This window comes from Salinivibrio sp. SS3, from assembly GCF_001722105.1.
GTDB lineage: Bacteria > Pseudomonadota > Gammaproteobacteria > Enterobacterales > Vibrionaceae > Salinivibrio > Salinivibrio kushneri.
Genome location: NZ_MEBQ01000012.1, coordinates 15,008 through 29,944 on the forward strand (window position 1 = coordinate 15,008; position 14,937 = coordinate 29,944).

At 51.2% G+C, this 14,937-nt stretch carries 15 protein-coding genes; 5 read left to right on the forward strand and 10 right to left on the reverse strand.

The window, feature by feature from the left end; translation table 11 throughout:
• Nucleotides 1–77 precede the first annotated feature (77 nt).
• The 4 genes from BGL48_RS06200 (at nt 78) to BGL48_RS06215 (ending at nt 3,101) form a co-directional block, all read left to right on the forward strand.
• Entirely contained in the window at nt 78–296 is a 219-nt protein-coding gene (locus BGL48_RS06200) for a YheU family protein (protein WP_069361842.1), read from the forward strand.
• 56 nt (nt 297–352) lie between these two features.
• On the forward strand, nt 353–1,222 hold the full coding sequence (locus BGL48_RS06205) for a phosphoribulokinase (protein ID WP_069361843.1): 870 nt from the start codon (nt 353–355) through the stop codon (nt 1,220–1,222).
• 249 nt (nt 1,223–1,471) lie between these two features.
• The gene (gene crp / locus BGL48_RS06210; RefSeq protein ID WP_002535199.1) at nt 1,472–2,104 is read left to right on the forward strand and encodes a cAMP-activated global transcriptional regulator CRP; all 633 of its coding nucleotides are present in this window, start codon (nt 1,472–1,474) and stop codon (nt 2,102–2,104) included.
• Nucleotides 2,105–2,234: 130 nt separating this feature from the next.
• A complete protein-coding gene (locus BGL48_RS06215) occupies nt 2,235–3,101 on the forward strand; it encodes a hypothetical protein (RefSeq protein WP_069361844.1) in 867 nt (288 codons plus the stop codon).
• 69 nt (nt 3,102–3,170) lie between these two features.
• Here the strand turns inward: BGL48_RS06215 and BGL48_RS06220 are convergent, their stop codons facing one another.
• The 9 genes from BGL48_RS06220 to rpe all read right to left on the reverse strand — a co-directional run bounded on the left by BGL48_RS06220 (nt 3,171) and on the right by rpe (nt 13,742).
• A complete protein-coding gene (locus BGL48_RS06220; protein ID WP_069361845.1) occupies nt 3,171–3,962 on the reverse strand; it encodes a DUF1338 domain-containing protein in 792 nt (263 codons plus the stop codon).
• 10 nt (nt 3,963–3,972) lie between these two features.
• Complete coding sequence (astD, locus tag BGL48_RS06225) at nt 3,973–5,454, reverse strand: succinylglutamate-semialdehyde dehydrogenase (RefSeq protein WP_069361846.1); 1,482 nt, start codon at nt 5,452–5,454, stop codon at nt 3,973–3,975.
• 1 nt (nt 5,455) lies between these two features.
• The gene (gene astA, locus BGL48_RS06230) at nt 5,456–6,478 is read right to left on the reverse strand and encodes an arginine N-succinyltransferase (protein WP_069361847.1); all 1,023 of its coding nucleotides are present in this window, start codon (nt 6,476–6,478) and stop codon (nt 5,456–5,458) included.
• Between the two features lie 29 nt (nt 6,479–6,507).
• Complete coding sequence (locus tag BGL48_RS06235; RefSeq protein ID WP_069361848.1) at nt 6,508–7,725, reverse strand: aspartate aminotransferase family protein; 1,218 nt, start codon at nt 7,723–7,725, stop codon at nt 6,508–6,510.
• Between the two features lie 367 nt (nt 7,726–8,092).
• Nucleotides 8,093–8,668: an anthranilate synthase component II gene (locus BGL48_RS06240; RefSeq protein WP_069361849.1), complete on the reverse strand. Its 576-nt coding sequence runs from the start codon at nt 8,666–8,668 to the stop codon at nt 8,093–8,095.
• 92 nt (nt 8,669–8,760) lie between these two features.
• Complete coding sequence (locus BGL48_RS06245) at nt 8,761–11,103, reverse strand: ExeM/NucH family extracellular endonuclease (RefSeq protein WP_069361850.1); 2,343 nt, start codon at nt 11,101–11,103, stop codon at nt 8,761–8,763.
• Nucleotides 11,104–11,302: 199 nt separating this feature from the next.
• Complete coding sequence (gene trpS / locus BGL48_RS06250; RefSeq protein ID WP_069361851.1) at nt 11,303–12,316, reverse strand: tryptophan--tRNA ligase; 1,014 nt, start codon at nt 12,314–12,316, stop codon at nt 11,303–11,305.
• A 61-nt stretch (nt 12,317–12,377) separates the two neighbouring features.
• On the reverse strand, nt 12,378–13,058 hold the full coding sequence (locus BGL48_RS06255) for a phosphoglycolate phosphatase (protein WP_069361852.1): 681 nt from the start codon (nt 13,056–13,058) through the stop codon (nt 12,378–12,380).
• A gap of 9 nt (nt 13,059–13,067) precedes the next feature.
• On the reverse strand, nt 13,068–13,742 hold the full coding sequence (rpe, locus tag BGL48_RS06260) for a ribulose-phosphate 3-epimerase (protein ID WP_069361853.1): 675 nt from the start codon (nt 13,740–13,742) through the stop codon (nt 13,068–13,070).
• Nucleotides 13,743–13,892: 150 nt separating this feature from the next.
• Between rpe and BGL48_RS06265 the strand changes: the two genes are divergently transcribed.
• A complete protein-coding gene (locus BGL48_RS06265) occupies nt 13,893–14,081 on the forward strand; it encodes a DUF2970 domain-containing protein (RefSeq protein ID WP_069361854.1) in 189 nt (62 codons plus the stop codon).
• A gap of 21 nt (nt 14,082–14,102) precedes the next feature.
• On the opposite strand, the gene dam is transcribed toward BGL48_RS06265, so the two are convergent.
• The gene (dam, locus tag BGL48_RS06270) at nt 14,103–14,933 is read right to left on the reverse strand and encodes an adenine-specific DNA-methyltransferase (protein ID WP_069361855.1); all 831 of its coding nucleotides are present in this window, start codon (nt 14,931–14,933) and stop codon (nt 14,103–14,105) included.
• Between the last annotated feature and the right edge of the window lie 4 nt (nt 14,934–14,937).

Here is a 14,937-nt window from a genome sequence, read left to right on the forward strand (position 1 = left end):
AAAATGCGAGCCAATTCACAACATTCACATCAGGCATCCGAGGATGCCATCCTGAGATCAATAAAAGGTGATGTAGTATGATGGTTCCATGGCAGTCGATTCCTGACGAGACGCTGACAGCGTTAATCGAGCACTTTGTGTTACGGGAAGGAACCGATTATGGTGAGCAAGAAGTCAGCTTTGCACAAAAAGTGGATGATGTTCGCCAACAATTGCAATCCGGGGACGCCGTGATTGTATATTCCGAGTTGCACGAGACAGTGGATATTCGTCGTAAAACAGCACTCGGCTCTTAGCATCGCAGTACACGCCGTATCGCGATACAAATTCAGACTGAATGACAGGGCGCGTCATGTCGGCTAAACATCCTATTATTGCGGTCACCGGCTCATCAGGAGCCGGTACCACCACCACCTCGGAAGCCTTCCGAAAGATGTTCCAGATGATGAACATCAAAGCGGCCTGGCTAGAAGGGGATAGCTTTCATCGCTTTACCCGTCCTGAAATGGACGTCGAGATCCGTAAAGCACGTGAACAAGGCAAACATATCAGCTACTTTGGCCCCACGGCCAACGATTTCCCGCGGCTCGAGCAGTTTTTCCGTGAGTATGGTGAGCAAGGCACCGGGAAATATCGCCGCTATTTACATACCTTTGATGAAGCGGTGCCCTATAACCAAATGCCTGGCACCTTCACGCCATGGCAAGACTTAGCCGACAATACCAATGTATTGTTTTACGAGGGACTGCACGGCGGGGTGGTCGATGGTGATGTCAATGTTGCACAGCATGTCGATCTCTTGATTGGAATGGTGCCGATCGTCAACCTAGAGTGGATTCAAAAATTTGTCCGCGATACGCGCGATAGAGGCCACTCTCGTGAGGCGGTGACCGACTCGATTGTGCGCTCAATGGATGATTACCTGCACTACATCACCCCGCAGTTTTCTCGCACCCATATCAACTTTCAACGCGTGCCGACGGTAGATACCTCAAACCCATTAAATGCCAAAGGTATCCCGTCTTTGGATGAAAGTTTTGTGGTGATCCGCTTTCGTGGAATGAAAAACGTCGACTTCCCTTATCTGTTGCAAATGATCACCGGGTCGTTTATGTCACGGCATAACACCTTAGTGGTGCCGGGAGGAAAAATGGGCTTTGCGATGGAATTGATCATCCGTCCATTGATCCAACAATTGATAGAAAAAGGCAAGATTGGCTAAGGCGTAGCGCATCCATGATGTATTACTTCTCAAGCCGTGATCTTAGCCACGTTTTTGCCAGATTTTTAGGCGGTTGGCCTAGATCAAAATCAAGAAATCACCAACAAAAAAAGATACACTCTTGTTAACATACAGTGAGCTTGTAGCCCGCGTTCAGACTTCGTATTCTGTGCAATGATCTGATGGGTTACCCCTCAGACAAAGATAGGACGTTGTTGCCGGGCAACACATGCAGAGGAAATAAGTTATATGGTTCCAGGAAAACCTCAAACAGACCCTACACTCGAGTGGTTCCTTTCACATTGTCATATTCATAAGTATCCGTCTAAAAGCACGCTTATCCATGCAGGTGAGAAGGCGGAGACCTTGTATTACATCGTGAAAGGGTCTGTGGCCGTACTGATCAAAGATGAAGAAGGCAAGGAAATGATCCTGTCTTACCTTAACCAAGGTGACTTCATTGGTGAGCTCGGACTTTTCGAAGAAGACCAGGAGCGCACTGCTTGGGTGCGCGCTAAATCACCGTGTGAAGTGGCAGAAATTTCGTTTAAGAAGTTCCGCCAGCTCATTCAAGTGAATCCTGACATCTTAATGCGCCTGTCTTCACAAATGGCGCGTCGTTTGCAGGTAACGAGCCAAAAGGTCGGGGATCTCGCCTTCCTGGACGTCACAGGCCGCATCGCGCAAACCTTGTTGAACTTGGCTAAACAGCCGGATGCCATGACTCACCCTGATGGTATGCAAATTAAGATCACCCGTCAGGAAATTGGCCAAATCGTCGGCTGTTCGCGTGAAACCGTGGGACGTATCCTCAAAATGCTGGAAGAGCAAAACCTCATTTCCGCACACGGTAAAACCATCGTGGTATACGGCACACGCTAATTGCGCCGCTCTCTGTATCACCAACCGACGCCCTGGCGTCGGTTTTTTTATCTCCGCTTTCTGGCAAGCGTCTGGATAACTTCTACACTCAAAACGATATGGTTAACATAAAACTAACAAGGTATCGTTTATGAAAAAACTCATGGTTTCTCTCACCGCCTTGGCGCTCTCTGTGTTTTCAGCCCATGCCGTGTCCAATACCACAATTGTGCACCCCGAGCCACGCGCTGGGTCGGCGCTTGATCTCTATGCCATTGAGCTGATTGAGTTTCTTGCCGAAAAATCAGGAGAGCCTGTCACCTTGCAAGCTTTTGACGGCCAAATTGGCTCTCAGTCTCGTAAGGTGGAAATGCTCAAGCAAGGCAAGCTCACTATCGACTGGCTGGGTGCCGACCGCACGCTGGAATCTGAACTGATCCCCATTCGCTATCCCGTGTTTCGTGGTCTACTCGGCCATCGCCTGTTTATTACCAACCAAGCCACGGAGCCCCAACTCGCTCAGATAAGTAGCGCGGGTGATTTGCAGTCTCTTACTATGATTCAGGGACAGGGCTGGGCCGACGTCAAGGTGCTCAACTCAGCGGGATTTCGCGTACGCGAAATATCGAGCTTTGAAAATATTTTCAAAGTGGTTGATACAGGTCGTGCTGATCTCTTCCCGCGTGCCTTGATTGAGCCTTTTAGTGAATTAGCCGAGCGGCCACAATACGGTAATCTGTTAGTTGACCCGCATCTGATGCTGATCTATCGCTTCCCGATGTTCCTGTTTGTGTCTCCGCAACATGCTGACGTCGCCGACATGTTGAATGGTGCTTTTGAAGCGGCATACCAAGACGGATCATTTATTGAGTTTTTCAACAACGCTCCGCTGGTCAAAGAAACGTTTGAAAAAGCCAACATTGGTGAACGCACCGTGATCCGGGTCGATAACCCGCATTTAAGCAACGAAACACAAGCCATTCCAGACACGTATTGGCTCGATATCGAGGCTCAATAGACGATAAAAAAGGGAGCATAGTACACGCTCCCTTTTTCCTATGATGTCGATTAAGCGATGCGCGACGCACTAATGGGTGCTTTCAAAGATTTTGTCTGCCGAGGCAGCCACAAAACCTTGGTAAAGCTCACCATTGGGCAGAACATAACGCTTAGCAAACTCATAAAAACCACCCGGGATGGTTTGCGTGTCATCAGAAAAAGCAACTGGCACGCGATCTGCCATGGTGGAGGATTGCTCCAGATACACCGACGCGTCACCTTTGACTTCCCCGCCTGACTCGTTAATCGCAAAGCCATTGTCGCGCAATCGGTTATTCACCGAGAGGCAATCATCATGCGCATTCAGCTGATTCACACTCACGGTAAAATGGTTGGCACCATAACCGTGTGCCGCCACCCAAGACGCATATTCACTCTCTTCGGCAAGTGTTTGATAGGTTGCCCAGTCAAGATCCCACAAGCGACCCTGATGGAGAAAGTCACTCCCTGTGAGTGACGACGCATCAACTTGTGCCACCAGCTTCTCAACAATCGCCTGAAGCGCGGGCGAGCATTGCTCAACCATCAACTCACTAATAAAGACTTTTGGCATCAGAGGATCGGGGTGCTCAAAATGGCAGGCGTTGAGCTTTTTCGCTTCAAAGGTATAGTCCCCTTTTTGCTGATAGCCTAACGCCAGGAAGGGGCGCGCCAATACCTCAAGCCCAACCTTGGGTAATCCAAATGTCCGCAAGGCAATATGATCATTGATCAAAGGCTGCCCTTCTTCTAACAAGGCATGCACCTTGTGTGCTGATGGGCACAGGCGGTTGATGTAGTCCTGCCACAGTTTGTCGAATAACGCTTGGCCACTGTCCATGTTGCTCTCCTTAGTCCTGTTGCGTCGGTATACCGGGGGCGAACGTCTCGGGCAGCACTACCTGCTCGCCCTCCATGGAGGCCATGGGATAAGCACAATAGTCTGCCGCATAATACGCGCTAGGGCGTAAGTTCCCCGACGCGCCTGGCCCACCAAAGGGTGCATCGCCACTGGCTCCGGTCAATTGACGGTTGCGGTTCACAATCCCGGCACGAATATGGTCAAGGAAATATTGCCATTCCCCATCGTCTTCACTGATGAGCCCAGCAGACAACCCATAACGGGTGTCATTAGCTTTGGTCACCGCATCGGCCATATCCTGATAGCGCTGCACTTGCAGCAGCGGACCAAAATACTCTTCATCCGGCAAGTCTTGGATACCACTGACATCCAAGATCCCTGGCGAGATCACCGCATCATGCTGATGTTCACACTCAATCACCGGCTTCGCGCCGAGGTCGACCAACTTTTGCTGTGTGGCCAAAATACCTTCCGCCGCTGCCACTGAGATCTGTGCGCCCATAAACGGGGCCGGATCATCAAACTGGCCGCCCACTCGCACGGTTTTTGTCCATTGTGCTAGGCGCGTTAAGATCTTGTCACCCACTTCTCCCTCAGGCAGCAGCAGGCGGCGTGCACAGGTGCAACGTTGCCCCGCACTGAGATACGCGGACTGAATGATGGTATAGACGGTGGCGTCTAAATCACCAAACTGATCACTGACCACTAAGGGATTATTTCCCCCCATTTCTAGCGCCAGCATCTTATCGGGCTGACCGGCGAACTGGCGATGGAGGATATGGCCGGTATTGGCGCTACCGGTAAACAACAAACCATCAATGCCTCGGGCTTGCGCCAGTGCCTCACCGGTATGACGGCCACCTTGCACCAAATTGATAAGGCCATGCGGCAGCCCCGCCTCTACCCAATATTCCAGCGTTTTCTCCGCCACTTTTGGCGTTAGCTCTGAGGGTTTAAACACCACACTATTACCGGCCAGTAATGCGGGAACAATGTGGCCATTGGGCAGATGACCCGGGAAGTTGTACGGACCAAAAACCGCCATCACACCTAACGGACGGTGACGCAACACAGCTTGCGTGCCATTGACGTCCTTCTCGCGGGATCCTGTTCTCTCGTGGTAAGCGCGCAATGAAATCGCCACTTTGCCTACCATGGCACCGACTTCGGTTTTGGTTTCCCAGAACGGTTTGCCCGTCTCTTCAGCAATAGTGCGCGCTAAATCATCGGTATTCGCTTTTACTATCTCGGCAAAGCGTTCAACCAACGCTTGGCGCTCGGCAAAGTCGGTATTTCGCCAACGGAGGAAGGCCTCACGAGCGGCACTCACCGCTTGTTCAACCTGAGGACGCGTCGCTTCTTCACCTTGCCAAATACATTGACTATCAAAGGGATTTTGCGAGGTCATTACCTCACCCTCGCCTTTGACCCATTCACCGTTAATCAGATGGCCTGCTGATTGCGTTGTCATCTTATCCCTCCATGGCAATCAAACGCAGCTGATCGCCTTCTTTTACATTCAATGCGTCTGCTACCGCGGGGCTAATCACTACCTGATTGGTTTCATGATCGACCGCCGCTTTCGCCGCCGTGGCGCGGAAACCGGCAAACTCCGTGTTCGATATTAAATAGTCCTGCGCGCTGCTGTGCTCTCTGACGCTTGCCGAGGCGTTGAAAGAATGACGCACGGATTCGATATTGTGACGTAAGCATTCTACCGTGGGGCCGGCATCAAAGATGTCGACATAACCTCGGCACGAAAAGCCCTCTTTTTCCAACAAACGCAGTGCTGGACGGGTATTTGGATGCACTTGCCCAATGACAGCACGTGCTTCTTCACTGAGTAAGCTCACGTAAATCGGTAATTTTGGCATCAAGTCGGCAATAAAGCCCTTGGCCCCAATCCCGGTGAGGTAGTCGGCCAACGTGAAGTCAATGTTGAAGAAGTTATCCTTCAACCATTGCCAAAACGGCGAGTTGCCGTCGTCATCCGACACGCCACGCATTTCTGCAAACACCACGTCTGCGAAACGCTCGGGAAATTGTGCCAACATCAAGAACCGACACTTAGATAAAAGCTTGCCGTTTAGGCCGCCACGAAACTCAGGGCGCATAAATAAGGTGCAGATCTCTGTGGTGCCGGTGTAGTTGTTGCCAAACGTCAGCACTTCCACAATGTTGTGCACATTCAATTTACGCGACGAGTGCACCACCTTAGTCAGGTGGTAACTGTAAAATGGATTGTCGAGACCAATCGCGGCTTCGATACCTGTTGTTCCCGCAATTTCGCCGGTTTCTAAATCTTCAGCGACCATTAAATACCCTTCCGGGCCAGGTTCAGTCACCTTTTTGGCAAAACTTTCTAACGAATTATCAATTCGCCCTTGGAGCAAATCGGCATCTACCGGCAACGAGGTAAACCCGTGGCCGGACGCTTCCGCACACAACATCAGTGCATCAAAATCTGATGCACGGATAGGCCGAATAACTAACATCTCAAATCCCTCCGAGTGTATGAGGTCGCTTATCCTGCAACAACCTTCGCAATCGCGCGCTCCAGGCGTGCCATCCCTTCTTCAATATCGGCTTTGGTAATCACCAATGAGGGAGTAAACCGCACCACATTTGGGCCGGCGACTAATACCAACAGGCCTTCTTCACCCGCGGCAACCAGAATATCACGTGCACGGCCTTCCCAGTCTTGGTTCAGTGCCGCACCGAGTAGCAAGCCTTTGCCACGGACTTCACTGAAAATGCCGTACTTATCGTTAATCGCTTCTAAACCATCACGGAACCATTGCTCGCGCTCCATCACACCGTCTAAGACGTCAGGCTTGGTCACTTCATTGACCACCGCTTCTGCCACCGCACACGCCAATGGATTACCGCCATAGGTGGAGCCATGAACACCCGGCTTCATATGTGCCGCGAGACGTTCGGTGGTAAGCATGGCACCAATGGGGATACCGCCACCCAATGATTTAGCCGTCGCCAGAATGTCTGGCTCGACCCCTGATTCTTGATAGGCATAGAAGGTACCAGTACGGCCATTGCCAGTTTGCACTTCGTCAAATATCAGCAACGCATTGTGCTTATCACACAGCTCGCGCACGGCCTGCAAAAAGCCTGGCTCTGGCGGCACGATCCCACCTTCACCTTGCAATGGCTCCATCATCACCGCACAGGTGCGATCGGAAATATGGTCAGCCAATGCGGCAATATCGTTGTAAGGAAGGTGGGTAACATCGCCAGGCTTTGGACCAAAACCGTCAGAGTAGGCAGGCTGACCGCCCACTGTCACGGTAAAGAAGGTGCGACCGTGGAAACCTTTGGTGAACGCGATAATTTCACTTTTGTGCTCGCCGTGCTCCTCTTTTGCCCAGCGGCGCGCCAGTTTAAGCGCTGCTTCGTTGGCTTCGGCGCCTGAGTTCGCGTAAAACACGCGGTCGGCAAAGGAAAGCTCGGTGAGGCGTTTGGCGAGGCGCAACGCGGGCGCATTGGTCATCACATTGCTCAAGTGCCACAGCTTCTGCGCTTGCTCAGTCAGTGCATCCACCATGACCGGATGACAATGACCTAAACAGCTCACCGCGATACCACCGGCAAAATCGATATACTCTCGACCTTCCTGATCCCAGATACGCGACCCTTTACCATGATCCGGGATCATCGGCATTGGGTTGTAACATGGCACCATGACTTCGTCGAAGAGTTTACGTTCTACTTTGTGCTCCATTGTCATCACTCAATCCTTCTGTGTTTTATCTATGACGCATAGTATTTACATTATTTTAACTGCAGCAATAGCAGATTATGTTTTGTTTTCAGCAGGGTAACCGAACTCATGCAGTTTACAGAGATAGTTATGCATAAACTGTGAGCAGGGAGAAGCGCAGAGCAAGCAAGGCTATGATGCCAAATAGGCAAGACTGAGGGGAGAGAATACCCAGGCTGCATAAGGTTGCAGCCATTGATAAGGCAGTCAAAAATCGCGAAATGTAAAATTAGTGATAAAGATCGCGATTTAGTGCAATGGTGTGTAATAGCGCACGACTGAGATGGCCCCAAGTCATGGCGCTTAAAACGGTCGTGACCTTTAGTTGACGGGGTTATTGTTGGAGGAAGTTGGCCAGTAACGCATGCCCCTCTTGGGTGAGAATGCTTTCTGGATGAAATTGTATCCCTTCTACCGCCAGCTCTCGGTGTTTTAACCCCATGATGATTTCGCGCCCATCCGCCTCCGTGGTGGTCGCTGTTACCATCAAACAAGCAGGTAAGCTGTGTAGATCCACCACTAAGGAGTGATATCGCGTGACGGTAAGCGGGCTTGGCAAATGCGCAAAGATACCTTGTTCTTTGTGGTCGACGGGCGATGTTTTACCATGCATCACTGCCTTTGCGCGTATCACCTTAGCACCAAATACTTGCGCCAGGGCTTGGTAGCCTAGACAAACACCTAAAAGGGGAACCTTTCCCGCAAAGTGCTCAATCACCGCCAGCGAGATCCCCGCCTCATCGGGGGTACAAGGGCCTGGCGAGACCACGATATGCGTGGGCGCCATCGCCTCTATCTCCGCCAAGCTAATCGCATCATTGCGTTTGACGCAAACAGACGCGCCCAATTCACAAAAGTATTGATACAAGTTATAGGTGAAAGAATCGTAGTTATCGATGATAAGAAGCACTGTGCTCGGCCATGCGATTGAAAACCGGCATGATGCTAACACAGTGCTTATAGAGCGTCATCCTAGCGTGAACCTGGGACGACGCTTATTGGTTAACGGTTTAACTGACAGCGAAAGCCAGTGTATGTCACTGTCATCGGCGTATCGGCAGGCGCACGACCACAATAAACAGGGAACAGCCCCAAGGCTTTTACCGACACCGCGATACGGTCATCTGCGGTTAACTCCAAGGATTGAACCAAAGGACTGGCTTGGTTGAACGTGCGCGTCGCGCGCCATTTCATCCACGCATGAGCCGGGCTTTTTTGCCCATTAAGCAGCGGTACAATGGGTAAAATGCTGCGATTGTTCACGGTCACAGAAACAGGCACCACAGGCTCTGGGTAGTCAAGCGAGATCAAGACAGGGTCGTGATCAGAGGATGAGAACACATTGTCCGATTTCACCAAATCGCCGGTATATTTGAGGCTATATTCAAACAGCGTGCTTTCTACCGAGTTAATGTGCCACTCTTCCACGCCAACCACTTTGCTCGCCAAGCTGGCATTGGCCAAAGCATGATCTAACGCACCCAGCTCACCCGAGAACGAATATGAATAGGCTTTGTCCCCTAACCAGTCGGTGGCCAGATTGGTATACCCCAATCCCTCTTCCACGGGTTGGCCGGTTGCATGCATAGGCACACCACGAATTTCGGTGCCCGCAGCGGTGAGAATGTCGCGCTGCCCCTCGCGACGCTGATAGTCCGTCAGCACACGAACAGGATCTTCTTTGGCGTACGCATTTAGGTCACCCAAGATCAGGACATCGCCATCTACGGTGTCTAATCGCTCACCTAATGCCACCGCCGCCGAGACGCGGAACTCATTGCAACGCCCCTGCAGATCAGCCGTTTCACTATCAAACTCGCCGGCAATCCAATCTTCATAACAGCCCGAGCCCTTTGATTTAAAATGATTCACCACCACATTCAAAGGTTGATCATTGACCATAAAGCGTTGGATCAAGCTATCACGCTGGTATTTGTCGAGTGTCTTGGTTTCTCCGTCTGGGCTTTCGCCACTGATATGCTGTTCCGGCATTGGGATAGCCTGAGCATCACCTGCTAATGCGACTGTCGCCGGACGATAAATCATGCCGACCATGATGGCATCAGAGCCAAAGTAAGCGCCTTGGGTTTTCTCCGCCTCACTCGGCTCAACAAATTGGTAGTGATCACGGGGATCAGCAAACTGGGCGTTAAGTTGAGTCACCAGATCATCGATGGCACTACCCGCTGAAAAGCCGTTGTTTTCAATCTCCATCAGCCCAACGATATCAGCATCCATTGCCGTCAACGCGTTAACGATTTTCGCGCGTTGCAGTTCAAACTCAGCCGCCGTTTTTGCCCCGCGATTACAGCCGCGGTTTGCATCGGCATCCGCCTGATCCTCGCAAGTGACATTGAGTGGGCCACCGACTGCACTGGCGCTAGTAAAGTAGTTAAGCACATTAAAGCTCGCGACCTTAATATCTGTGCCTGGTACCGCTTTAGGCGCCGCTTGACGGTCATTGCGATGCACAATATCCCCAGCGGTGATGGTGTTAGTCGCCACCAGACGATACTGGCTATAGCTATAGCCCAGCACACCACTTAACCGTTCGATGCGATCGCCAATCCGCAAATAGCCTTGCTCGGCATCGAGGCCAGGGAAGTACGGGATCTCGCCATCTTTCGCTTTTTTATCGGTTTCAATATAAAGCTGGTTTTGGGCATTTTTCTCTGCCAGCGCCTCAGCACCTGGTGTTAATGCTGGATGCCATTGTGTCGGTTTATACAAAGGGGCCTGATGCGATAACACCATGTTGTTGCGGAACGCATCGTAATCAAAACCGAAATTACGGGTGATCACTAATTCACTGTCAGCGTCCATGGTCACCTTCATGCCTTCATAGCGCTCCAGTGCCTGATCGAGGGTTTCCTCGGCCCCCACACGGATAGCAGTGGGTAGCACGTCACCTTGGTAAGCCCCCTTTGCTACCTGTCCGTCCGTGACACCTAGCTGGGTATGGCCGTAGTACTCTTTAATTTTCCCGCTGGCACAAAGCGTATCACCGGGCACCAAGTCTAAGTCTTGCGCGTCACGCAAATAGACAAACAATCCGTCGGACGTTGCCGGGTTACCATCGCCTTGCGGATCTTGAATCCAGACCCCTTTGTATAGGCCTTGGGTAATCGCCGTCACCACCCCTTGTACGGCATAGGTTTTGTCTGAGCTATATTGGCCATCTGGGACGAGCGGGCTCCGTGCACCATCACCTTGAATGGCATAAATGGGGGTCGGGGTGGTCACCCCACATTGGTAGCTCTCGGTAAGTGGCGCTTTTGCCGCCGCGGGTAGTGCAATCCCCGCCATTACCAGCGCAAGCGGTGACCACATCATTGGCTTTTTCATACCTGTTCCTTCACGTAATTGAGTGTTTACTCGAAAATCGAGTGTATTATTCATGATAGGTACAGGATATGACGTGATATGAATCGCACCGGAATCAGCGATTATTGATGAAGTAATTAGAAGTGAGAAGCTGGTTCAGTTATGTTAAAAAAAAGCAGCGAGCTTTCACCCGCTGCTTTTGCCATCGTTTAGTGACGTGCTATACGCGAGGAACAAAGCCCACTGCGTCATAGACTTTGCGCAATGTCTCTTGCGCGCGCGCCGAGGCATGAGCAGCCCCTTTTTGCATCACACTATCAAGCAATGCGCGATCGGCACGGTACTCGTGATAACGCGCTTGCAACGGCTCAAGCATAGCGACCACCGCGTCTGCGGTATCCTTTTTCAAATGCCCGTACATCTTGCCCTCGTAGGCTTGCTCGAGCGCGTCAATCGACTCACCCGTGGCGCCCGACAATAATCCAAGCAGATTAGACACCCCTGGCTTTTGCGCAATATCGAAACGCACCCGTGGTGGCTCTTCGGAGTCAGTCACCGCACGTTTAATTTTTTTCGCGATCACTTTAGGGTCTTCCAGCAAACCAATCACATTGTTGCGATTATCGTCCGATTTAGACATTTTTTTGGTCGGATCTTGCAGGCTCATTACCCGGGCATTGACGTCGGGTGTATACGGCTCTGGGAGCACAAATACATCGCCATAACGATTGTTAAAGCGAGTCGCCACATCACGCGCCAACTCCAGGTGTTGCTTTTGGTCATGACCAACGGGCACCTGGTTGGTTTGATACAAAAGAATGTCTGCCGCCATCAATACCGGATAACTAAACAATCCCGCGTTAATATTCTCAGCATGGCGCTGCGACTTATCTTTGAACTGGGTCATCCGGTTTAGCTCACCCATTTGGGTGTAACAGTTAAGGACCCAGCTCAGTTGCGCGTGCTCAGGCACGTGTGACTGCACAAACAGGTTACTTTTTTCTGGGCTCACCCCCACCGCCAAGCAAAGGGCTAAGGCATCAAGCGTGGCTTCGCGTAACGCGTCAGCATCCTGGTGGACGGTGATCGCATGTAAATCCACCACGCAATATTGGCAGTCATAATCATCTTGCATCTGTTCCCACTGACGCAACGCGCCTAGATAGTTACCAATACTTAGCTCGCCAGAGGGTTGCACACCACTCAATACAATGGGTTTTGAAGGTTGACTCATGATGATTTGATTCCTTTACATATTGCCCGTGGGGGCGGTCTTAATTTACTTATTAAACGCGTTATACGGAGTGGTTAGCAACCACAGAAACTAACTCACTAAACTGATCCAAGATATAGGTAGGTCGGCTGTCACTGATAGGCTCGCCATAGTTGTAGCCATAGGTCAGGCCGACGGAGGCGAATCCGGCATTCTGGGCCGCTAAAATATCATTTTTTGAATCACCGACCATCAACATCTGGGCATTGGTTAACCCGTGCTTGTCGCGAAGCAGGTGTAGGCCTTCAGGATCAGGCTTGCTGGTCGATAAGCTATCGCCGCCGATCACATCGGTAAATAATTCGGCCAGGCCTAAATCCGCTAAAATGGCCGGCACAAAGGCGTAGGGCTTATTGGTGACCACCCCGAGTTGATAACCTTGCTGGTGTAAGTGGTTCAAGGTGTCTTTCACCCCAGGGTACAATACCGTCTTTTCGTGCCCATTGTTTTCATAGTGGAAATTGAAGCGCTCTCTGGCTTGTGCCACTAAGGCTGGGTCTAAATCGGGGTCGTGCGCATGGGCGCGCGACAAGGCGCGACGGATCATGATATCGGCACCGTTGCCAATCCAGCCGGTCACCTCGGCCACGCTCACTGTGGGTCGGTCCAAATCCGCCAGCATCATCTGTAGCGCTTGGGTCAAATCTGGCACGCTATCGACTAAGGTGCCATCTAAATCAAATGCAATATAACGCAGGCTCATACGACTTCATTACCTTTCTACTTTTGCCAGTTCGGCACGCATTTCATCAATGGCAGCCTTGTAATCCGGCTGACCAAAAATGGCGGAGCCCGCCACAAACATATCTGCGCCGGCCTCAGCAACATCCGCGATATTGTTCGCTTTCACCCCACCATCGATTTCGAGACGGATGTCTCGACCGCTGGCATCAATACGCTCACGCACTGCCCGCAGTTTATCAAGCGTGGTAGGAATAAATGACTGACCGCCGAACCCCGGGTTGACCGACATCAGCAAGATCATATCCAACTTATCCATCACAAAGTCAAGATGGTGCAACGGGGTGGCCGGGTTAAAGACCAGACCCGCTTTCATGTCATGCTCTTTGATCAGTTGTAACGTGCGATCGATATGCTCGCTGGCCTCGGCATGAAACGTCACCATACTCGCGCCAGCTTTGGCAAAATCCGGAATAATCCGATCAACCGGCTTAACCATCAAGTGGACATCAATGGGGGCGGTAATGCCATAGTCACGTAACGCCTGACAAACCGGGGCACCAAAGGTGAGATTGGGGACATAATGATTATCCATCACATCAAAATGGACTACGTCCGCCCCCGCGGCGAGCACCTTGTCCACTTCTTCACCCAGTCGCGCAAAATCAGCAGATAAAATCGATGGCGCGATCAAAAAATCCTTCATAGCACGGTCGCCTCAATTACCAAAAAGTTGCCGCAATTCTACCCGATATTGGCCGTGAAGTCTTACCCGTTCGCGGTTTTCTCATCGCTGACACTGACAAGTTATCGTCGCTTGACTAGAGTAAACAGAGGCGCCAAAAAAGGAGGCATCATGGATAAAAAACCTAGGCTCATTGACGTTATGAAAAGCGTCATCGCGGCATTATTTGGCGTCCAATCGCAACAAAATCGCGAGCGAGATTTTGGCCATGATTCGCCGGCGGCGTATATCATCACCGGTGTGGTGATGATTGGGATCTTTGTCGCCGCTTTGCTGGCGTTAGTCAGTGTGTTGGCCTAACGGTCGAGATGGAGGGAAGCGTTACTGCTCAGAAGACGGCGGAGCGAACAGTGCCAGCAACTCATCCACTTTATTGCGACCTTGGCCATTACGGCTGATGGTGCGTTTCACTTTCACGACATTAAACGACGCGCCACGGTATAGGCGGCGGGTGTAAGGCGTATCATGATTAGAGATAAGAACCGGGACCCCTTGGCTGACAGAGGCCTGCTCAGCCTGTTCGGCCAGTAAGGCTTGATCGTCCAGCGTAAAGCCATTGGTGGCGTAGGTGGTAAAGTTTGCCGTGGCGGTGAGCGGCGCATACGGCGGATCACAGTAAATCACGTCGCCTTTGCTTGCTCGGGCAAAGCTTTCCGCGTACCCCTCACACACGAACTCTGCCCGTTGCGCTTTTTCAGCAAAAACCGCCAGTTCTTTTTCCGGAAAGTAAGGTTTCTTGTAGGAGCCAAAGGGGACATTAAAGCCACCCTTTTTATTGTAGCGACACAAGCCATTGAAGCCGTGACGATTCATATAAAGGAAAAACAGTGAACGTAAGTAGGGATCCGTGGTGAGATTAAACTCGCGGCGTACATCCAAATAACGCTCTTTTTGGTTGTACTCTTGGCAGAAAAACGCGCGCGCATCCGTCACAAACCGCGATGGCGTTTGTTTTATAATGTTGTATAAGTTGATCAGATCAGGATTGATGTCCGCCAAGATATAGTGGTCATAATCGGTATTGAGAAACACCGATCCGGCCCCAACAAAGGGCTCTATCAGCGTGTCACCCTCAGGAAGATGACGACGAATGTCATCAACCAGTGAGTACTTACCTCCCGCCCACTTTAGAAACGCGCGATGCTTTCTCATTGCC